Origin of the sequence: Gloeothece verrucosa PCC 7822, assembly GCF_000147335.1 — a bacterium.
GTDB classification, from domain to species: domain Bacteria; phylum Cyanobacteriota; class Cyanobacteriia; order Cyanobacteriales; family Microcystaceae; genus Gloeothece; species Gloeothece verrucosa.
In genome coordinates, this window is sequence record NC_014533.1 from 779,275 (window position 1) to 800,623 (window position 21,349).

Genomic DNA, 21,349 nt, shown 5'->3' on the forward strand with positions numbered 1-21,349 from the left:
TTTTAAAATTAGATATTTTTTTGATATGTCTAAGGTTAGAAATAAAATCTAAGTCTTTAGATAGATGTTGTTTCTCTGTTGAGAATTTTAATTTAGTAATGAATTTTAATTAGTAATCTAGGCTGAAATTATTATCTAGAGACGAGTTTATTAGCTATATAATTTAATCAATGATTAAATTAATAAATAAAAAATAGAGAAAATTTAGTTTGAAAAATCCTATTATTTGATTTGAATAAAAAGCGGGTTAATAGATAAAAATATACTTTAATCTGATTAATAATTCAGTATAAATTACTTAATGAAAGAGGAAAGCACTATGCTTTATTTCGGATTAAAATCAATGCTCAACCCGTGTTACTCAAGAAAAATTAAGGCTTAAAAAATGAACCAAAACGAACACTACGATGTAATTATTATTGGTACGGGGGCAGGAGGTGGCACTTTAGCCCATCGACTTGCGCCCACCCGAAAAAAAATCTTAGTCCTTGAAAGAGGTGATTTTCTCCCCAGAGAAAAAGAAAATTGGGATGCAAAAGAAGTTTATCAAAAAGAACGCTATCAAACTGACGAACATTGGTATGATTCAGAAGGAAAACCTTTTCAACCACAAATGTGCTACTGGGTAGGAGGTAATACTAAACATTATGGAGCCGCTTTATTTAGGCGCAGAGAACGAGATTTTGAAAAAGTTATTCACAAAGGAGGTATTTCACCAGAATGGGAATTAAAGTATCAAGATTTTGAACCCTATTATACTCAAGCTGAAAAGCTTTATGAAGTGCATGGAGAGCGAGGAAAAGATCCCACAGAACCCCCGTCAAGTGCTGACTATCCCTATCCTCCCGTTAGTCATGAACCAGATATGCAGGAACTGGCCGATGGAATCGAAAAATTAGGCTATCATCCTTTTCATATACCATTAGGGATCAAATTAAACGAAAAAGATCCTATTAATAGTCCTTGTATTCGTTGTGATACTTTTGATGGTTATCCCTGTTTAGTTAATGGTAAAGCGGATGCTGATATTAATGCAGTCAGACCGGCTCATCTAACTTATCCTAATGTTACCCTATTAACTAAAGCCAAAGTTCTCAAATTACACACCAGTGCTTCAGGAAAAGAAATTACTTCTGTTGAAACAGATGTTGATGGGGAAATACGTCATTTTAGGGGAGATATTGTAGTCGTTGCTTGTGGTAGTATTAACTCTGCCGCTTTACTTTTACGCTCTGCAAACGATCGACAACCTCATGGATTAGCTAATAGTTCCCAACAGGTAGGGCGCAACTTTACAAAGCAAAACGAGGTCGCTTTATTAGCGCTTCATTTTGAACCCAATAATGCCCGCTTTCAAAAAACTATTGCTGTTAGTGACTTTTATTGGGGTGAGCCAGATTATCCTTATCCTATGGGGTTAGTACAAAATACCGGCAATGTTTTAGCTCAAATGATTCCCGCAGAAGCACCTCCTTTGTTAAAACCTGTAACAAAATTGATTCCAGGTTATGAACTACATTTAATTGCTGAACGCTCGGTAGGATGGTGGTTACAAATAGAGGATTTACCCGATCCTAATAATCGAGTACGAGTTGTTGGGGATAAAATTCATCTAGATTACCAACCTAACAATACCGAAACAGTTGAGCGGCTAATTCATCGCTGGACATCCGTCATGAAATCCATCCACCGCAATGCCATGCACGTGATTCCTTTTAGCGCTTATCCGAGACACATGATTCCTTTACAGGTAGTCGCTCATCAATGCGGAACCTGTGTCTTTGGCAGCGATCCGAAAACTTCTGTTTTAAATTTAAACTGTAGAACACACGATATAGATAATCTCTATGTCGTAGACTCCAGTTTCTTTCCTTCTCAAGCGGGAGTTAACCCCACCCTAACTATAATGGCTAATGCCTTGCGGGTGGGCGAGCATTTAGAAGAACGTTTAAAATGAACCAAAAATCGTCGCAAAATACTTGGGTTAACTTATTACTGCCTTTAGCACTCATCATAGGGCTAGTTTTGCTCTTGAGTTTGAATGTAGAAGGAGGAGACACAGGGGAAGGAGCATTAATTAGCCCTTTGGAGTCGTGGTTAAAGGTAATTGTGGGTTATTTAGCGGCAGGAGCAGAAATTGCCGCAGCACTGGTAATTGGAGGAGCCGTAATTAGAGGTATTTGGACTTATCTACAATTGTTTTTCTTTCGTTCTAGACCCCATTTTGATGCTACCGAAGGAATTCGCTTACAATTGGGACGAGTGTTAGCTTTAGGGCTAGAATTTACGGTTGCTAGTGATATTTTACGCACAGCAGTAGCACCAACTCGTCAAGATATTCTCAATTTGGGAGCGATCGTTTTACTGAGAACTTTATTAAATTATTTTCTAGAACGAGAAATAGAACAGGGAGAACAAAAGCGTTCATTAGATCGAGAGCCAAAAATAATGGAAAATAACCGATGAAGCAGCACCAGTCTACTATCCAACCTTTACAAAAGCATTCTCTCCGAAGTCGTTTAAATTGGAAGGGAGAGTTAATCATGGCTACTGCTCCAACGCTGGTTATTTTAGCAGTCTTAGCTTTGGTAGAGGTTTTAAGCCGCCAACGGTTATTATTTGCTTCTCTTGCTTCTAGTGCTTTTTTAATATATCTAGACCCACAACACGCCACTAATACGGTTCGCACTTTAGTCATTGCTCAAACTATGGCCGCCATCATCGGTTTTATCGCTTTTTTAATTTTAGGATCGGGTTATATATCAGGGGGAGTTGCCATGATTATCACCATTATTTTGATGATCTTGTTGAATGTGATGCACCCTCCCGCCGTTTCTACTTCTTTAAGTTTTGCCTTGAGAGCAGGTAATGAAAGTAATTTAATTTTGTTCGGGTTGGCAGTAGGTGTTACTGCGGTTTTAGTTGGATTAGAACGCTTGGCACTTTGGCTTTTAATTCATTTAGGAAATCAATAATTAAGGAGGAAATTATGACTGAAGAACAACAATCTAACCCCCAATCAGAATCTCAAAAAGATGACAATCAAAGTCAATCAACTGATAATATTCATACTTTATCAACCGGCATAGGGGCAGCCGGAGGAGGAGTTGCCGGCGCGGCTATTGGGAAATCTATAGCCGGAAATTTAGGAGCAACAATAGGAGGTGTAGCTGGTGCTATCGCTGGCGGTGTAGCTGGTAATAAATTAGCCGATTTAACGGAAAAACTTACCGAAGAACTTAGCCCTAGTTATAGTTTTGGTGTAGGTGCTAATAACAAACCCGTTGAATTACCTGCTCATTATTCTTGGGAAGAATTACAAGCATTATCAAAACCACAATCGTAAATAAGGGAATAGGCGGTACTCCGCGCTCCTTCGTCGCTTGTCCGTGCCGGACAGGGAACAGGCAATAGTATTTCATCTTGTTTCTTTTTCCTATTTTGTTTTACCTAGTAAGGGAAAAATAAAAAGACATGGTTAAGTTTATCAATCAATCTCAAGCTTTTGGTTGTCCAGGGGTTGCTCCTAGATGGACGCATGGGAATAAAGACGGAATTGGAACGGCTCTTTTTAGCGCTAGTCGTGTCTGGTTTACAATTTGGAACGGCATAATAACAGAAGTTTATTACCCGACAATTGATCGTCCACAAATACGAGATTTACAATACCTTATTAGTGACAATCAAAGCTTTTTTCAAGAAGAAAAGCGCGATCTCCATTCAAAAATAGAAAGAATCTGGGATCATGGGTTAGGATATCGCATTTTAAATCACGATCCTCAAGAACGTTACACGATTATCAAAGAAGTCATTAGCGATCCTCAACTTTCTTGTATTTTGCAGCACACCCAATTAGTCGGTGAACCTTCTATTGTCTCCAAACTTCACTTATATGCTCTATGTTCTCCTCATTTAAATGTTGGGGGCAAGGACAATAATGCTCATATTATTGAAGTAGCCGGACAGAAAATATTGGTAGCCGAAAAAGATGATACTTGGTTAGCATTAGGAGCAACAATTCCTTTTACTAAATTATCTTGTGGTTATGTAGGAGAAAGCGATGGTTGGACAGACCTTCAAGATAATTGTCAGATGGATTGGGAATTTTCTCAAGCCTTAAATGGCAATGTAGCCTTAATGGGAAAACTCGCTCTAAACCCGGAAAATAAATTTACTTTAGGTCTAGCTTTTGGGAACAGTTTGCATAATGCTATTTCTACTTTATTTCAATCTTTAGAAATCCCCTTTTGTCAACAAAAATCGACTTATCAAAAGCAATGGCAAGAGAAAAATAAAAATATTATTTCTCTAAAACAAAAATCTGGCGATCAGGGTAATCTTTATCAAAGTAGTGTTAGTCTTTTATTAGCTCATGAAGATAAATCCTATCCAGGTGCTATTATTGCCTCTCTTTCTATTCCTTGGGGTGAAGCAAGAGACGATCAAAGTCCCGGAGGATATCACCTTGTTTGGACTAGAGATATGGTTAGCAGTGCCATTGGTTTGATGGCCGCAGGAGATCACCAAACTGCCCGGCGAGCGCTTATTTATTTGGCAACAAATCAAGAAGAAAACGGAGGTTTTGCCCAAAATTTCTGGATTAATGGCACTCCTTACTGGCAAGGAATTCAATTAGATGAGGTGGCTTTTCCGATTATATTGGCTTGGAAACTTCATACTCAAAAACTTATCTCAAATTTTGACATTTATCCTATGGTAATACGAGCCGCAAAATTTCTAGTACATCACGGTCCGGTTACTCAACAAGAGCGCTGGGAAGAAACCAGTGGTTTTTCTCCTTTTACTCTCGCTTCTAATATTGCGGCCTTAATTTGTGCCGGAGCCTTGGCTCGGGAGCGAAATGACTCGACAACGGCTCAATTTTTGGAAGAATACGCAGATTTCCTAGAAAGTCATCTAGAAACTTGGACGGTAACTACAGAAGGAACTCTAGTTCCCGATATTAAACGCCATTATATTCGCATTACTCCGGCTAGTGTTGATGATCCCTGTCCGAATGAAAACCCGAATGAGGGAATTTTATCAATTGCTAATCAACCTCCCGGTCAAAAAAGTGAATTTCCGGCTAAAGAAATTGTAGCTACTGGTTTTTTACAATTAGTGCGTTTTGGGATTCGTAAACCAGATGATCCGATTATTGTGGATTCTGTTAAAGTGATTGATGCTGTTTTAAAAGTAGATACTCTCTTTGGCCCTTGCTGGCATCGCTATAATCATGATGGTTATGGACAAAGACCAGATGGTCAACCTTATCAAGGTTGGGGTAAAGGTCGCGCTTGGCCTTTACTTACTGGAGAGCGAGGACATTATGAATTGATGAGGGGAAATGATGTCACTCCCTATATTAAGGCGATGGAAGGATTTGCGACTGATACAGGATTACTACCAGAGCAAGTTTGGGACGAACCGGATCGTCCTGAGATTAATATGTTTTTAGGCAAATCCACCGGCTCTGCTATGCCTTTGATGTGGGCCCATTCTGAATATATTAAGCTATTGCGTTCAACTGAAGATGGTCAGGTGTTTGACTGGATTCCTGAAGTAGCTGAACGTTATTTAGGTAATCGCAATTCCTGTAAAAATCTTGAAATTTGGAAATTTAACCGACAGGTAAAACAAGTTAAACCAGGCTGGACTTTAAGAATACAAGCACTTGCTCCTTTTCAATTACATTGGTCACAAGATAATTGGCAAACGGTTCATAATTTTCAATCTACTTGCACTTCGGTAGATGTCTATTATGTAAATATTCCTGTAAATGCCGAGCAGAAAGCACCTATCTATTTTACCTTTCTTTGGACAGAGGGTAATCAATGGGAAAACAAAAATTATCAAGTTGAAATATGGCATTAATTAATAACCATCAACCTTATTTTTTTGCTCCTAATCCTCTTAAAAAAAACGCTCCCTTATTTGTATTTCTGCCGGGAATGGATGAAACGGCTAAGGAACTAATGAAAATTCAAATAGGGGATTTAGAAACAGTATTTGATGTTCGTTGTTTTGTTATTCCTGCCGACAATTTAACCGACTGGGAGCATCTTAGTTCTCAAGCGATCAAACTTACTCGCTCTGAACTTGAGCAAAAACCACAAGCAACAGTTTATCTCTGTGGAGAATCTTTTGGTGGCTGTCTAGCTCTAAAAATTTTACAGCAAGAACCTGAGTTATTTGATCGTATAATTCTCATCAATCCTGCTTCATCATTTCATCGAGTTCCTTGGCTAAATTTAGGCTCTTATTTACTTCCTTGGACTCCTAAAATTATCTATGATCTCTCTTCGATTTTAACAGTACCTTGTCTTGCTCCTTTAAATCGCTTGTCTTCCCAAAGTCGCCAAGCCTTATTAAAAGCTACTCGCTCCGCTCCTAAAGCTACTGCCGCTAAAAGATTGGCACTTTTGCGAGAATTTAGGGTTTCAGAAAATCAACTTCAAAAGATAACAAAACCTGTATTATTAATTGCTAGTAAAGGTGATCTTATTTTACCCTCCTTATCTGAAATTAAGCGACTAGCTCCATATTTTAAGGATGTTAAGACTATTACTCTACCTAATAGTGGCCATGCCTGTTTAGCTCAAACTAATGTTAATTTGCGCTTACTTTTACAAAAAGCAGAATTTTTACCTGAGTAAACTAAAGTTAGTAAGTGGTCGGACATAAGTAAAGTTAACTGTGTGAACAGGGAACAGGGAACAGGGAACAGGAAAGGCTTTTAAGGCTTTTACATTTCTTAACATCATGAACTTTATTTATGTCCAGGTACTTACAATTGAGAAAGTAAAGTGATGCGTCGGGAGACGCATCCTACATATTAATTTTAACTTAAAGCTAAAAGTTTACCCATTGATTGAGGAATAATCACATTATCAATGACATGAATAACACCGTTATCTGCTTTGATATCAGCGTTAATGACTTTAGCTTCATTGATGTGAATACTATCATCTAAAACTTTAATTTTTACCGATGAACCTTCTGAAGTTTCCAAAGAATCATTTTGAGCTATATCTTTTGCCATAATTATTTGATTAGGGACAATATGATATCTCAAAAGAGTGATTAAATCAGGAATATTTTCCAACAAGGTTTCTACTGTTCCTGATGGTAACTTAGAAAAGGCTTCATCTGTTGGAGCGAAAACAGTAAAAGGACAAAAGTACCTTCGGTTTTTAAAGCTTGTGCCATACTAGCCGCATTAACCAAATCTACTAAAGTAGTAAAACAACCGGCATTGATAGCAGTATCTAACACATCTGGCATAATAATCTCCTTATTTTAAAATAATTTTGGGGCTACTGTCATCTTTTAAGCTTTTTCAGTAGCTGGAGTCACATCAACAAGCTTGGGAGCTTTTTGATGGGGGGGAAGTTGGATAGATTGTTCAATTGATGGTCCTCTATGGTAATCTAGGTCATCTAATGGAACAAAATTACCTGTATCTAAAGAACGCTGAAGAGCATTAACAATACGAATGTCATTTAACCCTTCTATTCCCGAAGGTTCAGGATCTTTATTTTGCAAAATACAGTCGGAAAAATAAAGCAGTTCAGCCGCTAATTGATCGCCAGATTTAAAAGAGCGTTCCTGCATTTTCCCTTCCCGTGTGAGATAATGCTTAATTTCTCCTTTCCAGGGATAAGGGTTCTTCCGTACTTACTGTGCTAAACTATTAGAAATAAATTCTAGTTTTTTGTTTAAAAACTTAAAGATGAAGAGATTAATGACCCAACTATTAAATTTACCAGGGGTTATAGTGGAAGATATCACTGATGCAGAAAATACTTTAATTTTATCAGTAAGAAAAGCTTCAAAAACGGCAAAATGCCCTCGTTGTGGTCACAAGAGCCATCGTCTTCATCAAAATAACAAATATGCGCGTTAAAGATTTACCAATAGGGAATAAAGAAGTAATTTTAAGAGTAAATCGTCGTAGATTTAAATGTGATAACTGTAAAAAACCCTTTAGTGAAATTTTAGACTTTGTAGGAACTAAGAAAAATTTCACTTATAGATATGCCGAAAATATTACAAAGCAAGTTATTCATAGTGATATTAAGAATGTTGCCAAAAACAACAAATTAACTCCCGAAGAAGTTGAAACAATGGTTATGAGTATTGCTTTAAATATTATTCCAATTAATCTTGACTCCTTGCAGCGATTAGGAATAGATGAAATAAGTTTAGTTAAAGGGCAAGGCAAATTTATAGTAGTTTTAGTGGATTTAGATACACATAAATTATTAGGTTTAGTTTCAAAACGAACCCAATCAGAGATCAAAAAAGTGATGCTAGAATTTGGAGAAAAAGTTTTAGCTCAAATTAAAGAAGTAAGTATGGACATGACCGGTAACTATAAATCATTAATTAAAAAGCTATGTCCAAATGCTGATATAACTATAGATAGATTTCATGTAATGAAAATCGTTCAAGAAGAACTTAACCAAGCCAGGATTGGCCAAAAAAAAGTAGCTGAATCCTTAAATATTAAAAAGAGAGCTTCTTTGTTTAACAGTTTAAAAGGAAGTAAATATATATTATTAAAAGGAGAAAAAGACTTATCTAATAAACAAAAAGAAAAGCTGGAACAAATCAAAGAAGCCTCTCCACAGATAGCTATTATGCACGAGTTAAAAGAAGAATTTCATTTAATATTTGAGAAAAGCAAAAATTTAGGAGAAGGGACATTAAAATTAATAGATTGGTTAAAAAAAGCCGAACATTACTATAGAAAGAGCGTCAAAACCATAAAACGTTGGTTTGGAGAAATTGTTGGATATTTTGAAAAAAGAACAACTTCGGCTATAGTAGAAGGGATTAATAATAAATTAAAATTATTAAAGCGTTGTGGATTTGGATTTAGAAATTTTAAAAACTTTGAAATACGAGCTTTACGGGGGCATTATCCTAATAGTTTAGCACAGTAAGTACGGAAGAACCCTAAATATAGATGTTTTAAAGTATAAGAAAAAGCTTATATTTTACGGAAAAATTTGTGCTTAATAGATGCTTTGAGTAGGCCAAATTTAATTATAGTCAATCATTGAAAGAACTCACCAAGTCAAAAGAAACCTAAGAACTTAATATTTATTCACAATCGTTAATTTTATTGATGTCAAACTAAACCCAATAACTATAACTTAAAGTAGATGAGCCGATTCGGATATATTTTTAAAATCAACCTGTTAATAGATTTTGACTTGTTCAACTGATTACTGTAAACTCAAGTTAAGCCAAAAAAGACATGAGTTATTCTCCTTATTTACTTAAAGATCAAAAAGCCTTAGTGACAGGTGCTAGTTCAGGCATTGGTGAAGCAGTTGCCCGTCATTTAGCTAGAGCAGGTGCATCAGTCGTTGTCAACTATCATTCCGATGCTGAAAGTGCCCAGAAAATTGTCGCCGATATCTGCAATGAAGGGGGAGAAGCGATCGCTATAGGTGCAAATGTTGCATCTGAAGATGAAGTTTTGGCCATGTTTGAGCAAATGTATCAACAGTTTGGCGGGATTGATATTTTAGTTAATAATGCAGGAATTCAAAAAGATGCCGCTTTTGTTGACATGAGTCTTCATGATTGGAATTTAGTTATAAATGTTAACTTAACAGGACAATTTTTGTGTGCTAAAGAAGCGGCTAAAGAATTTTTAAAACGAGGAGTCAAGCCGAATATATCAAGTGCAGCCGGTAAAATTATTTGTATTAGTTCTGTGCATGAGGTCATCCCCTGGTCCGGTCATGTCAATTACGCTTCTAGTAAAGGGGGAATTGACATGATGATGAAAAGCATTGCTCAGGAACTTGCTCCCCATAAAATACGAGTTAATAGTATTGCTCCAGGCGCTATTAAAACACCCATTAATAAAAATGCTTGGGATACCCCACAAGCTGAAGCTAAATTATTAGAATTAATTCCTCAAGGAAGAGTAGGAGAACCAGATGATATTGGTAAAGCGGCTGTATGGCTCGCTAGTGATGATTCTGACTATGTTAATGGTACTACTATCTATGTGGATGGTGGTATGACATTGTATCCAGGTTTTGCTCATGGAGGTTAAAACGATGACAGTAAAATCTTTTAAATTTAAAGACCCTGATGGTCACGATTTAGAATTAATTTGGTTTCCTCCTGATAAAGGAAAAAAGAAATGGCATGAGCAAAATGAACAATTATTTTTAGGAATCGATCACACGGCAATAGCGGTTTCTAATACAGAGCAAAGCCTTAAATTTTATCAGGAACTATTGGGTTTAAAAATTAAAGAAAGTAGTTTAAATACAGGAAAAACTCAAGCTGATCTTGACGGTTTACCTCATGCTGTAGTCCGAATTACCAGTTTAAGTACAACTGAAAAAGGTATGGGGATTGAACTCCTCGATTATATTAAGCCTTCTGAGGGTCGTTCTCGACCCAAAAATTGGACAAGTACCGTTCTTGCTAATCTTCAAATAGAACTTGTTGTTAATAATATTCAAGACATTGTAAAAGAACTCCAGAATAACGGTGTAAAATTCATTTCATCTCATCTAGTCCAGTTAAAAAATACTTCTAAACAAGCTTGTTTAATCCCAGACCCTGATGGACACGTATTATTATTTATAGAGGAATAAAAATACTATGTTAAATTTACGTCTTAATGATGTTAATTTACCTTATCCAGTCCCATCCATCCTATTATCGTTCAGTTTGTTATAGCGATGGTTTTATTTGCTTTTTTCTGTGATATTATTGGGTATTTCTGGAAGCAAAATTATCTTTTTGAAGTCGGATTTTGGAATATGATTGTGGCTTCAATTACGATTTTTTTAGCGGTGATCTTTGGGCAGTTTGAAGCTGGGCTTGCTCAACCTTATCAAGCCGCTCAACAAACGTTAAATATCCATACTTTTACGGGTTGGATACTATCAGCTATTGTAGTAGGAATTACCGCAGCTAATGTCCGATCCATTGTCCCTAATTGAACGTTACAATTCTATTCTCTCTCAAGCCGAAGATAGGATTATAGAACGCATTAATCGCGCTCTGGCTGAAGCCTTTGTGCAATTAGAGCGAGAGCTTAGAATTAAGTATCCGAAGATTCAAGAGAACGGGAGCTTAACGGCGGCCAATAGAAAGCTTTTGCTGTTGAATGAGCTTAAAGGTTTGCTCGATATAGTCGGTAATACGAGCCGATACAGCCAACTGTTTGAGGAGCTACTAAAAACTGCCAATGAACAGGGCGTTAGTTTGGCGGGAAAATTTTCCCGCCTTATGGAAGGAGACGATTTTGTTCAGGCAACTGCTAAAGTGCCCATAGAGGCTCTTAAATACGCTGTAGAGGAACAGATTAGGTATTTGGGGAAATATGGAGATGAATTTGCCAATAAAGCCAGCGCGATTATCGAGCAGGGCATTATCCAAGGCTGGCATCCTTCTAGGATTGCGCCTTATTTGCGGCGAGAGCTAGGTGTGACTAAGGTTAGAGCCGAAATGATTGCTCGGACTGCTAGTTTATCAGCGTTTAATAGTGCCCTTAAACAGCATTTTTTAGCAAATAATATCCGTTTTGCCCAGTTTCAGGCGACAGTTGATGATAGAGTATGTCCGTACTGCTCGGCACGAAATGGAAATGTTTACCGCATAGAGGAAATAAGAATTCCTTGCCACCCTCAATGTAGATGTGTGGCGATGCCCTGGAAAGCCGATTGGCAAGAACAGGGCTTGACAAATGATGATTGGCACAGGCGATCACACGAACAAGGGATCGCGGAGCTTCGAGCAACAGGAAAAGAGCCGAACTACGGGCTTTCACCCTTCGAAAAAGCGGCGGGACTGGAGAAACCCCCAGTCCCGATATGGACTCCTTAAAACTGATAAGTTAACTAAAAAAGTGAAGCCGCCAATAAATTAAGCCTTTTTCTTGTGCTGTCATCAAATATCATCCAACATTCATCAATATCCTCAGATGGGTATTGTTCGAAAATTGTTTTAAGTTCTTCGGCCGTTTGAGCTTGTTCAAGTTTTTCCAACAAAGGAGTTAGATCAGTTCCCGTATGAAATTTATAAAATGCCAGTTGATCTTCTTGTCCATGAGGGAAGTTAAAAATAGTGGCAGCCTCAGATGACAAAAGCTTTTTAATTTCCTCTTTTTTTGAGGCATCTTTTAGCCGAAGGATAATATTAGTGTAATTATCAGAATAACCTGAAATGACTATTTCTCCATAAGGTGCGACCATTCTGGCGGCTTTAACCAAATCGAAAAAGGGGAAATAAATGTCTAATCCAACGGGTTTGTTTTCTGAATTCATCATAAGTAAGCTTCCTTGTGTTGAGTTAGTCCCCTGGACTAACCAGGGGGTGAAAATTAATTATTTTCTTGAGATTGTTTCGACCAATAGACCCGTTTATCGCGTTTTATGGACTCAATGGCGTGATCAAGTCTACTTTCAATCTCTTGAACAGTTTCGAGATAAGCCTCGACCGAACCCGAAGATTGAAGAACGTCATAATTGATCGCTTTGTTGAGCGTTTTGACAAGCGACAACACTAGGGCGAGTTCGTCGTCATGTTGAGTAAATGGGTAAAAATCCATGACTAACCCTCCCAACAGAGAATAATGTAAGCCTGCGCTTCTTCATGAGAGCCGAAGCTCTGTTCATTAGGTTCATACACAAACTCTCCATTTTTGTAGAATGGCTTAGCAACCCACTCATCAGTCATAGGAGAACGATAAAAAGAGCCGAGGCAGCTACGCCCACGCCATACTCGGTAATGGTAGGTTCCAAAGTCGTAATCAGCATCGACCTCATAGTCACAGAAGGGTGTGTTTTCCGTGCTGTAGGCTTGCTCAATGGCGTTTTCAAGTGCGATTATGTCAAAGTCGTCATAAATTTTAGCCATTTTGATTTTTCCCCATCCATCCATAAAAGAACTGAAGCGCGATCAAGTAGAGGTTTTCAATCTGCCCATCCTGCTCAACTTGATCGATGAGAGTCCGGCGGCTATTCCTGGCTCTCGCCTTCACGTCGTAGTGGTAACGGTACTTCAACTGAAGATAGAAGTTTGTGAAAACATCCTTATAGCTAACTCCGGTCAGTTTGCAGAAGCTGCGAACCAAAAGGTTAATCCTTGAACGGGTCGTCAATTGGGCTATCTCTTTGCTATTTTTCCAGTCCGACTGAAGCAAATCTAGGGCATCCCAGGCTTCTTGTTTGGTCTTTTGGAGCATATCGAAGCCGATTCGCCATTCGGCAGCTTGGCGATCTAAGCGCCCCGTCGTATCAGCCAACTGAGATTTGATCATCGCCATTTCGTGGCGAGTTTCATTATGTTCGGCTTCAAGAGCATTAATCCTTTTGTCTCGCTCGACCGCTTCCTGGGCCAACATCAAAATGAGTTCTCCTTGAGCTTTTGGCTGTGGCGGCTGTACTTCATACCGTCCTGTTTGGCGGATAGATGGCAGCACCTCTTGACACACCCAGTCTTGAAACGGTTCGGCTTGCGGCTTGCGAGAAGTTAAAACTAGGCGGTACAGTCCAGACTCTGAAATAATTGCCATTTCTTGATTTCCGCCTGGGGTACAAACAATACTTGTCCCCTTTTCGTAAGACTTCAAACGTTGACAGGCCATAGAAACATCTGAATGTTCTAGAACATTACAAACGTCCTTGGCAACGAACCAAGGTTCTCCGTCGATCAGAACAATTCTGATCTGATTGTTGCCATAAGAAAAAACTGATAAGCTTTTATCGGCTACCATGAATCTCCTTTGAAAAAGTGGTTAGCTGGCGATCACTGTAAGCTCGAACTTCAAAGTGATCGCTTTTCACTCGTTTATTATATCAGCTATCTAGATAGTTGTATATAACTATCTAACTTGACAAGTAAGCATTTAGTAAGTTAGTTATATATATAGATAAAGACAAATTGAGGTTATGACCGTGATTTGCACCCTTCGCCAATTTATACAAGAGAGAAACTTAACGCAGCTTAAAGTTGCCCAGGATACGGGCTTAAGTCCTACTATTATCGGCAATTTATCCAATAATCGATTTAGCCGGATTGATGTTCAAACGGCTGAAAGGCTTTGTAAATACTTAAGTTGCGAATTTGGCGATTTATTTAAAATCCAAAACTAATACGGCGGGATACCTCGGCTCTCATCCCGCCACTTTTCAGTGATCTCAGTCACACCGTTCCAACCCAAGGCGGCACAAAATAAAGTAAAATGTTGGACGGGCAATCTATGAATAAAAAAGACGCGATAGCACTGGCTAAACAGTACAATTGGACTGAAGCAGATGCAAATAGAGCATTTTTCGATGAAAACATTAAGTCGGCTACCGAGCAAGATATTCTCATCCTTCTAGCCAAATTTGCCGGACCTGAACTAAAAACACGGCAAACCCTGCAAGCAGCACAAAAAGGGCAGGCGACGAGGGCAGCAAAAGGCAAAAGGCTTGCAGAGGAAGAACTCGAAAAACACCTCAAAGAAACTGCCCAAAAATTTGAAGAGATGAACAGCATCTTCATTCCCCTTATCGAAAAACTTTACGGAATTGCTCAGAGGGTCGGCTTAAAAGACCCCTGGATAGAAGCCTTAATCAATATGTACAAAGGATTTCAAGATGACCAAGACCAGCCTGCCTGAAACCACAACCCGCGCCCAACTGCGGGGATACGGAGCAAGCGAATATCTAGCCATAGCCATTACCAAGACCCTAACCCCCATAGGCAAGGAAAAGGTATTCAAGCTCTACTCCCTCAAGCAAGTCGTTGAAAACATACGCGAATATCTAAAGCGATCACGTATCGCCCCCCAAACTCGGCTAACCCTAACCCGCCTACTGGAAGTTTTATCCAAGCGGCTTCAAAACGTCATCCCGGCCGCTTTCGGGCAGGGCAGCGACCCCGCCTTGAGCCAACTATCCAGGGCAGCCCACAGCAAGCTACTCGAAATCAACACCCACATTAACAAGCTTAAAGGTCAATCGGCTACCATCAAAGGAAAAAGTAATGCTAGAAGACAGCGAAATTAAAGAAATTCAAGAAATATCCCAAAAAGCTCACGATTTCAACATCAAACTTGCCGGCTTTCTTAAGAAAAACGAAAAGAGGCGGCAGGAGCTAGAGGAGAAAAACGATCCGCGACATCTTTTCAACAAATGGAAAGGCAGCAAAGACGGGCAAGACTGGAAACAAAAGCAATATGCGATTCAGCAGGGCTTATGTGCCATGTGTAAAAAATCTATGCCCCTCATCGGCTCCCACATTGATCACATCAAGCCTATATCTACCCATCCGCAACTAGCCCTAGATGTGAGTAACCTCAGATTGTTGTGTCCTGCCTGTAACACCTCTAAAGGCAACAAATAAAACCGAGAAACAGGGGGCTAAATTAACGCCCCTTCGGCATTAAACCAATAATTTGAATCATTTTAAAACCCAAAAATCTTCCTTAACAATCCCCTCGGCTCCGCACCGTATTTATAAAGCCAAGCTTTAGAGTGATCTCATATTTATTTAGTTAACATTCATTGCGTTCCAAATAGCAAAGTACAACTAACAGCCACCCTAGCGATCGTTTGAGATCGGGCACTCGGCTCTTTGTAAACTTTGTCTATGCAGAGGTAAAAATATCCTTTAATCCCATTCAAGCTTTCACCCTTAAAATAACCTTGCTGCATAGCTCTTTTCGTTATTGTCTCAGTTAAGGTTAAGCGTTCCATCGGCGATGCTTTTAACCAGCTTAATCCATTTTCAGAAGCCATCAAACTCCAAGCGGGAGGAGATGCACAAATCACGGCAACCAATCCTAGCAAAGAAATTCTTAAGCTGCTATGCAGCTTATGTGCATAAAATAGAGATAGTAACATAATAGCAAACGAGTTTGGAGGAGTCGGAAGTGCCAGCGAAAAGTTTTTTATCTTTGGAGCAAAAAGAAAAATTACAAAAAACTTTACGAGAAAGCCAATGTCCTCATGTGAGAGAACGAGTATTGATAATATTATTAATGGATGATGGCAAAACTTACCATGAGATTAGTCAATTTTTAGGAATAGCTTATCGAACAGTAGCTTATTGGGCTATTCATGGTGATCCAGATAACTTAGAAAGTTTTATTGATAAAAGAAATCAAGGAAATTTTAAAAAAGTGACTGACGAATATATTAATTTACTTTTAGCTGTAATTGAAAAAAATCCCGAAGAGTTGGGTTATGAATTTGGACGTTGGACAGCAGCAAGATTAGCAAGCTATTTAGAAAAAGAAACGGGAATTTGTTTAAGCGGCTCACAAGTAAGGAGGATTTTACAGAAAAAAAAGTACGTTTACCTTTGGGCTAAATATAGCTTAGAAGATAAGCAAAATCCTGTGTTAAGAGAAGCATTTAAAGAAAAATTACAAGAGTATATAAAAATAAGCATTTTCAAGCCAAATTCATGTCAAATATGGTTTTGGGATGAAGCGGGCTTTAGTTTACGAGTGATTAGACGAAAACAATGGTCTAAAAAAGGGACAAGAAGAAAAGTAGCAGGACAAAGAAGAAGAGGAAGGGTTAATGTAATGGGAGGATTGCGATATACAGATAAAAAAAGATTAGCTTATTTTATTGAGAAAGGAAATGCTATAACTTTTTACGAACAGATGGTTAGTTTAAACGAATTTGTATTAAGCGAATGGGTTATAGAAGGAAATCAAGCTGATAAATTTGTTCAATTAGGTCCAAAGATAATTGTCATTCTTGATAACGCTTCTTTTCATAAAAAAAAAGAAATTTTAGCTCAAATCGAAAAACAAATGCCAAATATAAGGCTAGAATTTTTGCCTCCTTATAGTCCAGATTATAATTTAATGGAATTAGTGTGGCATTCTGCAAAAGAATATATTGCTAATAAATTATTTGAGTCAGTTGAACAATTGAAATTTTTATTAGATAAATTATTAAATCAAGGAGAACTTATTATTAAATGGAGACGCAAAATTAAAAATAAAGGAAATTCTGTTTATGCAATTTAGCTGCGTAGCAGCTTAACATTTCATCATCCAAAAAACTATACTTAAGATTCCCTTCGGCTCACTAAGATGAAAATATACTTTACAAAAAGTTAACCCATGCCTTTCAAAAACCCAAAACAACACACTGATTACATGAGGGAACGCCACCGAAAAGAACGGGGCTACAAACGGGGTGATCGCCCTCAAATTTTTGCCGCTATTCCATCTGATGCACTGGCCCTGTTAGATGAAGAAGACAAAGCCATAATCGTTGGCTATTACCGAGATATGAAGTCTTTAGCGCAAATTGGGCAGGAATTAGGGGGAAAAAGCCGTCAAGATATTGCACAAAAGAAGGCTCGGCTAGAAACTCGTCTAGGCATAAAAAAAGATTCAGAAAATACTTGACAAAAGGTTACCCCTTGTGCAAATATATATTCATGGGGGACAAAAAACCCCAACCTGAGTAACACAAGCGGCACTCGCTCAACAGGGGGCAAACAAAGGGTGAAGGCGGTAGGAGAAAGGGAACAAACGGACGACTCAAGAGGTCGGGCTACACTGCTGATGCCGCATTCACAAAGCACAACTGCACTTCAAAAAAGATACGCTACACAATTCCACTTCAGTCAACTTACACTACAGGACAAAAACAATGAACGCTGATTTAAATCTCTACACAATCGCAGACTTAACCAACGAAGAAAAAGAAGGATTTTTCAATGATCTTTTTGAAGAGGAAACTTCTTACGAAGACCCCACAGTCGATGACGACGGCGACCTCGGCTGGCTAGAAAATTTATTAAGTTCTAACGAAGAATAAAACGCAAAGGGGGTTGACTACCCCCTTCCTCACTCAACATAAACTCTACACAGACAAAAATGATACTTTCCGTAATCTCTGACATAATCGAACTCACCAACCACATCCGCGAAAGTCGCCAAGCTCTTGAACAAATCTTGAGACAGCCCGAAAAAATCGTCAAGGAACCTGCTACCCCTTCTCACCCTATCGCCACACCAGAAACCGTCACCATCAACGGGCACACCATTGATATTCCCGTACTCTACGCAACTGTCAACGGACACGAAGTTCCTATCAAGTTGGTAACTTACGACGAAGCGAGTGAAGATTGGGGAGCGCCTGCCGACGTGACTTACGAGGCATGGCATCAGGCAATGGGTTACAGTTCCGATTGGTTTGGACTGACCACAGAGCAAATTGAAAAACAAGAGGATGAGTTCACCTGCTGGTGGCTTTCTCAGACGCAGTTGGGCTACTACTACGACTCCGAAGACGACGAATTAACCTTAAACGAATACCCAGGCAAACCCTACAACCCAATCAGCGACGAAGAAATAAGCAGACTGTGGGAAGAAAAAGAGGACTAACAATCGAATAAACCAAAAACGGGGTTGGCAAATCCAACCCCTGAGATCAACATAAACTCAACAATAATTATGGAAGAAATCTACAGCTTATTAACCTATAGGGAATTACAAATCCGCCTTAAATCCGCCAGAAACTATGGGCACACTAAAATCCGCCTCAACTCCACAAAAGCTGCACTCCTAGCGGAATATAAACGATGCCGGAAACAATACAAAACCTCTTACATTCCCGAGCAGAAGCAACAAAAGCATACAAAACAGTCCGCCACAAAACCAAAACCAATCAACCTCAACACCTGCACTCCTCGACAATATCTGCAAGTTTTCGGCTTACAGTCGAGCAATGCCAACCGCCAAACCATTAAAAAAGCTTATTTTGCCTTGGCAAAACAGCATCACCCAGACCAAGGTGGGAATCCAGATAGCTTCCGCAAAATCTACGAAATTTATCAACATCTCCTCACCAAATACGCCTAATAGCTTAATTTATCCACATTCTCAAAATAACGGGGGCTGTTGCCCCCAAGCAAAATTGACTTAAAGGAATTTTAGATCATTGAGACTTTCACCATAAAAAGGCCAAATTTGTTAACCATAACTTTGCCAGGTTAGAACGAGGTTACAAGGGTTTGCGCCACTGCTCAAGTTGACTTACCTCGGCTATAATTACTCTAACTCCCAAATGTCAACCATAACCGTGCCCGAAGTTCTTGCTCCGTTCGCGCTCCTAAAAAGTTTTCTAAAAACAGCCCCTTTCAAGAGTCAGATATGGTTGATTTTGGCAAAGATATGATTTACAATTAAGAGTAAGTAATAAGCTTAAACACTGACGCAGAGAAAGATTAAAAGGTTTAAAAATGTTGGAACAACTCTAAGGCACTTCGAGGAGTCAAAGAAAGTCAATGAATGACCAACAATTTACTGACTGGTGTCAGAAGTTAAAACTGCCCTCGCCAACCGTGGAATTGATTAAATCAATTCGCTCGTCTCCTCCGTCGCGTCGTGTACAGGGTCGAGCCGGCAATGTGAGCGGGGTGTACCCAAGTCGTAAAATGGGGCATACGGTCTCCTTTGAGAGTGCAAAAGTGGAATTGTGGGCTATTTACCAGATGGAACACGATAAAGATGTTCTGGAGTTTTATGACCAACCAGAGGGGTTTAAAATTAAATATCAAAATGCGGCAGGGCGAACAATTGGACACTATCACACGCCGGATTTTTTCGTGCTGCGCTCAAGTCACGCGGCTTGGGAAGAGTGGAAAACCGAAAAACAATTAATTAATTTAAGTGAAAAATATCCTACCCGTTATCAAAAAACGGAGCTTGGGGTTTGGCGATGTCCTCCAGGGGAAGAATTCGCATCTTTACTAGGTCTTAAATATTATGTTCGTTCTGATGCCAGCCTCAATCCGATTTATATCCAAAATTTAATATTTTTAGAAGATTATTTAAAATTTACGGTTTCGGTTTCTCGAGAAATTCAAACACAAGTTAAAACAATTATTCAAGATAATCAAGGAATCACGCTTACTCAAATTCTGTCAAATTTAGAAGAGGTTCGAGCTAATGATTTGTATAAAATGATAGCTCTTGAACAAATTTATGTAGATTTATCAGCCATCCCTTTAGTTAATGGTGCTGAAGTAAGGTTATATTCCGATAAAACGAGCCATGAAACCGTAATTTCATCCCGTCTCGCCTCAAATTCTCTCTTACCCATATCGTCGATGTTATTATCCGCTAATACTCAGCTAGACTGGGATGGAAAGTTTTGGACATTAATTAATCAAGGGCAGACCACAACAACTTTGTTACCTGAAAATGGACAGCCAGTAAAACTAAATAATGAAATCTTCCAGAACTTATTGCTGTCGGGTTCGATAACTAAACGTTATCCTAATTTATCAGAAAATAATCAACAAAAAATTCGGGAATTAATAAGTCAAGCCTCGGCTAAAGATTTAGAAATAGCTAACCATCGTAATTTGGCTGTTCAAGCCTATTTGGAGCGAAATAAGAATTTTGAAAAAAATTTCTCAGAAAGGACAGTAAGAAAGTGGGTTAAAAAATTTCGTGAAGCTGATGTTGAGTTAGGTTGCGGATACGTAGGTTTATTACCTTTAACAAAAAAACGAGGAAATCGCTTACCCAAAGCCAATAATCAAGCACTTTCATTACTCGATAGTTTTATCGCACAACATTTTGAAACTTCTCGACAAGCTCCTGCGGCATCAGTGTATCGAGCTTACCAGAGAGCTTGTTCGACGGCTCAAATTACTGCCCTTAGTCGCACCACATTCTACAAACGAATAAAAGAGCGCGGATCTCCCGAACATCTAAGAAAGCGATACGGGGCTAAAGTAGCTTATCAGGTAAGTCCTTGGTATTGGGAACTAAATGCTTCTACCCCACGCCACGGAGACCGGCCACTGAGTGTAGCTCATCTGGACCATACTCAGCTAGATATTGAATTACGTTCTTCTACTACAGGCAGACTGTTAGGGCGACCTTGGTTGACTCTGCTGACTGACGCTTACAGTCGTCGCATTCTAGCCATTTATCTAACCTTTGACTCTCCATCTTATCGTTCCTGTATGATGGTTTTACGTATTTGTGTAGGGCGAACAGGGCGCTTTCCTGAGTCATTAGTCGTCGATGGGGGCAAAGAATTCCACAGTGTTTATTTTGATAGCTTACTGGCAAGGTATCACTGCCTAAAAAAAACTCGTCCCGCTCATCAACCTCGCTTTGGAAGCGTTATCGAGCGACTGTTTGATACAACGAATACTCAGTTTGTCTATAATCTATTAGGAAACACTCAAGCATCCAAACAGCCTCGAACCCTCACCAAAGATATTAATCCAAAACAACAAGCGGTTTGGACTTTAAGTGATTTGTACACTTATCTCCAACAGTGGGAGGGGCGAGCTTTATGACACAACTGAGCATCCGGCTCTTTGT

26 protein-coding genes and 3 pseudogenes are annotated in these 21,349 nt (G+C 38.9%); 21 read left to right on the forward strand and 8 right to left on the reverse strand.

Annotated elements, in window-relative coordinates:
- The first annotated feature begins 385 nt into the window (after positions 1-385).
- From CYAN7822_RS29865 to CYAN7822_RS29890, 6 genes are all read left to right on the forward strand, one after another.
- A complete protein-coding gene (locus CYAN7822_RS29865) occupies positions 386-1,957 on the forward strand; it encodes a GMC oxidoreductase (protein ID WP_013334693.1) in 1,572 nt (523 codons plus the stop codon).
- The gene (locus CYAN7822_RS29870) at positions 1,954-2,466 is read left to right on the forward strand and encodes a DUF1622 domain-containing protein (RefSeq protein ID WP_013334694.1); all 513 of its coding nucleotides are present in this window, start codon (positions 1,954-1,956) and stop codon (positions 2,464-2,466) included. Before CYAN7822_RS29865 ends, CYAN7822_RS29870 begins: the two co-directional genes overlap by 4 nt.
- Positions 2,463-2,975, forward strand: a complete 513-nt coding sequence (locus CYAN7822_RS29875) for an HPP family protein (RefSeq protein WP_013334695.1) — start codon at positions 2,463-2,465, stop codon at positions 2,973-2,975. Before CYAN7822_RS29870 ends, CYAN7822_RS29875 begins: the two co-directional genes overlap by 4 nt.
- A 14-nt stretch (positions 2,976-2,989) precedes the next feature.
- Entirely contained in the window at positions 2,990-3,346 is a 357-nt protein-coding gene (locus CYAN7822_RS29880; RefSeq protein ID WP_013334696.1) for a colicin V family bacteriocin, read from the forward strand.
- 128 nt (positions 3,347-3,474) lie between these two features.
- On the forward strand, positions 3,475-5,874 hold the full coding sequence (locus CYAN7822_RS29885; protein ID WP_013334697.1) for a glycoside hydrolase family 15 protein: 2,400 nt from the start codon (positions 3,475-3,477) through the stop codon (positions 5,872-5,874).
- Positions 5,865-6,656 carry an alpha/beta fold hydrolase gene (locus CYAN7822_RS29890; protein WP_013334698.1) on the forward strand — a complete coding sequence of 264 codons (792 nt, stop codon included), beginning with the start codon at positions 5,865-5,867 and terminating at the stop codon, positions 6,654-6,656. The genes CYAN7822_RS29885 and CYAN7822_RS29890 overlap by 10 nt, the downstream gene beginning before the upstream one ends.
- 185 nt (positions 6,657-6,841) lie before the next feature.
- Here CYAN7822_RS29890 and CYAN7822_RS40390 read toward each other — a convergent pair.
- The 3 genes and pseudogenes from CYAN7822_RS40390 to CYAN7822_RS29900 all read right to left on the reverse strand — a co-directional run.
- Positions 6,842-7,114, reverse strand: a pseudogene (locus CYAN7822_RS40390) (fasciclin domain-containing protein); the annotation flags it as partial.
- A complete protein-coding gene (locus CYAN7822_RS40395) occupies positions 7,114-7,284 on the reverse strand; it encodes a hypothetical protein (protein WP_342635711.1) in 171 nt (56 codons plus the stop codon). The gene CYAN7822_RS40395 and the pseudogene CYAN7822_RS40390, both read right to left, overlap by 1 nt.
- A 45-nt stretch (positions 7,285-7,329) precedes the next feature.
- Positions 7,330-7,614: a hypothetical protein gene (locus CYAN7822_RS29900; RefSeq protein ID WP_041934106.1), complete on the reverse strand. Its 285-nt coding sequence runs from the start codon at positions 7,612-7,614 to the stop codon at positions 7,330-7,332.
- Positions 7,615-7,732: 118 nt separating this feature from the next.
- Between CYAN7822_RS29900 and CYAN7822_RS29905 the strand changes: the two are divergent.
- The 5 genes and pseudogenes from CYAN7822_RS29905 (at position 7,733) to CYAN7822_RS29925 (ending at position 11,868) form a co-directional block, all read left to right on the forward strand.
- Positions 7,733-8,948: pseudogene (locus tag CYAN7822_RS29905) on the forward strand (ISL3 family transposase).
- Between the two features lie 317 nt (positions 8,949-9,265).
- Entirely contained in the window at positions 9,266-10,078 is an 813-nt protein-coding gene (locus tag CYAN7822_RS29910) for an SDR family oxidoreductase (RefSeq protein ID WP_013334699.1), read from the forward strand.
- A 4-nt stretch (positions 10,079-10,082) separates the two neighbouring features.
- Positions 10,083-10,631 (forward strand): VOC family protein, encoded by a 549-nt coding sequence (locus CYAN7822_RS29915; protein WP_013334700.1) that lies wholly within the window; start codon positions 10,083-10,085, stop codon positions 10,629-10,631.
- Between the two features lie 7 nt (positions 10,632-10,638).
- Positions 10,639-10,952 (forward strand): annotated as a pseudogene (locus CYAN7822_RS29920) (DUF2231 domain-containing protein); the annotation flags it as partial.
- A gap of 4 nt (positions 10,953-10,956) precedes the next feature.
- Positions 10,957-11,868: a minor capsid protein gene (locus CYAN7822_RS29925; RefSeq protein WP_013334701.1), complete on the forward strand. Its 912-nt coding sequence runs from the start codon at positions 10,957-10,959 to the stop codon at positions 11,866-11,868.
- A gap of 14 nt (positions 11,869-11,882) precedes the next feature.
- On the opposite strand, the gene CYAN7822_RS29930 is transcribed toward CYAN7822_RS29925, so the two are convergent.
- From CYAN7822_RS29930 to CYAN7822_RS34980, 4 genes are read right to left on the reverse strand one after another with little or no spacing between them, the layout of a single operon-like run.
- A complete protein-coding gene (locus CYAN7822_RS29930; RefSeq protein ID WP_013334702.1) occupies positions 11,883-12,311 on the reverse strand; it encodes a hypothetical protein in 429 nt (142 codons plus the stop codon).
- A 53-nt stretch (positions 12,312-12,364) separates the two neighbouring features.
- A complete protein-coding gene (locus tag CYAN7822_RS29935) occupies positions 12,365-12,592 on the reverse strand; it encodes a hypothetical protein (RefSeq protein WP_013334703.1) in 228 nt (75 codons plus the stop codon).
- Positions 12,593-12,594: 2 nt separating this feature from the next.
- Entirely contained in the window at positions 12,595-12,900 is a 306-nt protein-coding gene (locus CYAN7822_RS29940; protein WP_041934108.1) for a hypothetical protein, read from the reverse strand.
- Positions 12,893-13,759 (reverse strand): BRO-N domain-containing protein, encoded by an 867-nt coding sequence (locus CYAN7822_RS34980; RefSeq protein WP_013334705.1) that lies wholly within the window; start codon positions 13,757-13,759, stop codon positions 12,893-12,895. Before CYAN7822_RS34980 ends, CYAN7822_RS29940 begins: the two co-directional genes overlap by 8 nt.
- Positions 13,760-13,934: 175 nt before the next feature.
- Between CYAN7822_RS34980 and CYAN7822_RS29950 the strand changes: the two genes are divergently transcribed.
- The 4 genes from CYAN7822_RS29950 (at position 13,935) to CYAN7822_RS29965 (ending at position 15,375) form a co-directional block, all read left to right on the forward strand.
- On the forward strand, positions 13,935-14,138 hold the full coding sequence (locus CYAN7822_RS29950; protein ID WP_013334706.1) for a helix-turn-helix domain-containing protein: 204 nt from the start codon (positions 13,935-13,937) through the stop codon (positions 14,136-14,138).
- A 107-nt stretch (positions 14,139-14,245) separates the two neighbouring features.
- Positions 14,246-14,650 carry a hypothetical protein gene (locus CYAN7822_RS29955; protein WP_013334707.1) on the forward strand — a complete coding sequence of 135 codons (405 nt, stop codon included), beginning with the start codon at positions 14,246-14,248 and terminating at the stop codon, positions 14,648-14,650.
- Complete coding sequence (locus tag CYAN7822_RS29960; RefSeq protein WP_013334708.1) at positions 14,628-15,038, forward strand: hypothetical protein; 411 nt, start codon at positions 14,628-14,630, stop codon at positions 15,036-15,038. Before CYAN7822_RS29955 ends, CYAN7822_RS29960 begins: the two co-directional genes overlap by 23 nt.
- Positions 15,016-15,375 carry an HNH endonuclease gene (locus CYAN7822_RS29965; RefSeq protein ID WP_013334709.1) on the forward strand — a complete coding sequence of 120 codons (360 nt, stop codon included), beginning with the start codon at positions 15,016-15,018 and terminating at the stop codon, positions 15,373-15,375. Before CYAN7822_RS29960 ends, CYAN7822_RS29965 begins: the two co-directional genes overlap by 23 nt.
- 158 nt (positions 15,376-15,533) lie before the next feature.
- Here CYAN7822_RS29965 and CYAN7822_RS29970 read toward each other — a convergent pair whose 3' ends face one another.
- Positions 15,534-15,875, reverse strand: coding sequence for a hypothetical protein (locus tag CYAN7822_RS29970; RefSeq protein WP_013334710.1), 342 nt, complete (start codon positions 15,873-15,875; stop codon positions 15,534-15,536).
- A 29-nt stretch (positions 15,876-15,904) separates the two neighbouring features.
- Between CYAN7822_RS29970 and CYAN7822_RS29975 the strand changes: the two genes are divergently transcribed.
- The 6 genes from CYAN7822_RS29975 (at position 15,905) to CYAN7822_RS29995 (ending at position 21,324) form a co-directional block, all read left to right on the forward strand.
- Complete coding sequence (locus CYAN7822_RS29975; protein WP_013334711.1) at positions 15,905-17,017, forward strand: IS630 family transposase; 1,113 nt, start codon at positions 15,905-15,907, stop codon at positions 17,015-17,017.
- Positions 17,018-17,113: 96 nt separating this feature from the next.
- Positions 17,114-17,404: a hypothetical protein gene (locus CYAN7822_RS29980; RefSeq protein WP_041934109.1), complete on the forward strand. Its 291-nt coding sequence runs from the start codon at positions 17,114-17,116 to the stop codon at positions 17,402-17,404.
- Between the two features lie 247 nt (positions 17,405-17,651).
- Positions 17,652-17,819, forward strand: a complete 168-nt coding sequence (locus CYAN7822_RS38170; protein ID WP_013334712.1) for a hypothetical protein — start codon at positions 17,652-17,654, stop codon at positions 17,817-17,819.
- Positions 17,820-17,878: 59 nt separating this feature from the next.
- A complete protein-coding gene (locus CYAN7822_RS29985; RefSeq protein WP_013334713.1) occupies positions 17,879-18,388 on the forward strand; it encodes a hypothetical protein in 510 nt (169 codons plus the stop codon).
- A gap of 69 nt (positions 18,389-18,457) precedes the next feature.
- A complete protein-coding gene (locus tag CYAN7822_RS29990; RefSeq protein WP_013334714.1) occupies positions 18,458-18,865 on the forward strand; it encodes a J domain-containing protein in 408 nt (135 codons plus the stop codon).
- Between the two features lie 425 nt (positions 18,866-19,290).
- Complete coding sequence (locus CYAN7822_RS29995) at positions 19,291-21,324, forward strand: TnsA endonuclease N-terminal domain-containing protein (RefSeq protein WP_245602818.1); 2,034 nt, start codon at positions 19,291-19,293, stop codon at positions 21,322-21,324.
- Positions 21,325-21,349: the final 25 nt, after the last annotated feature.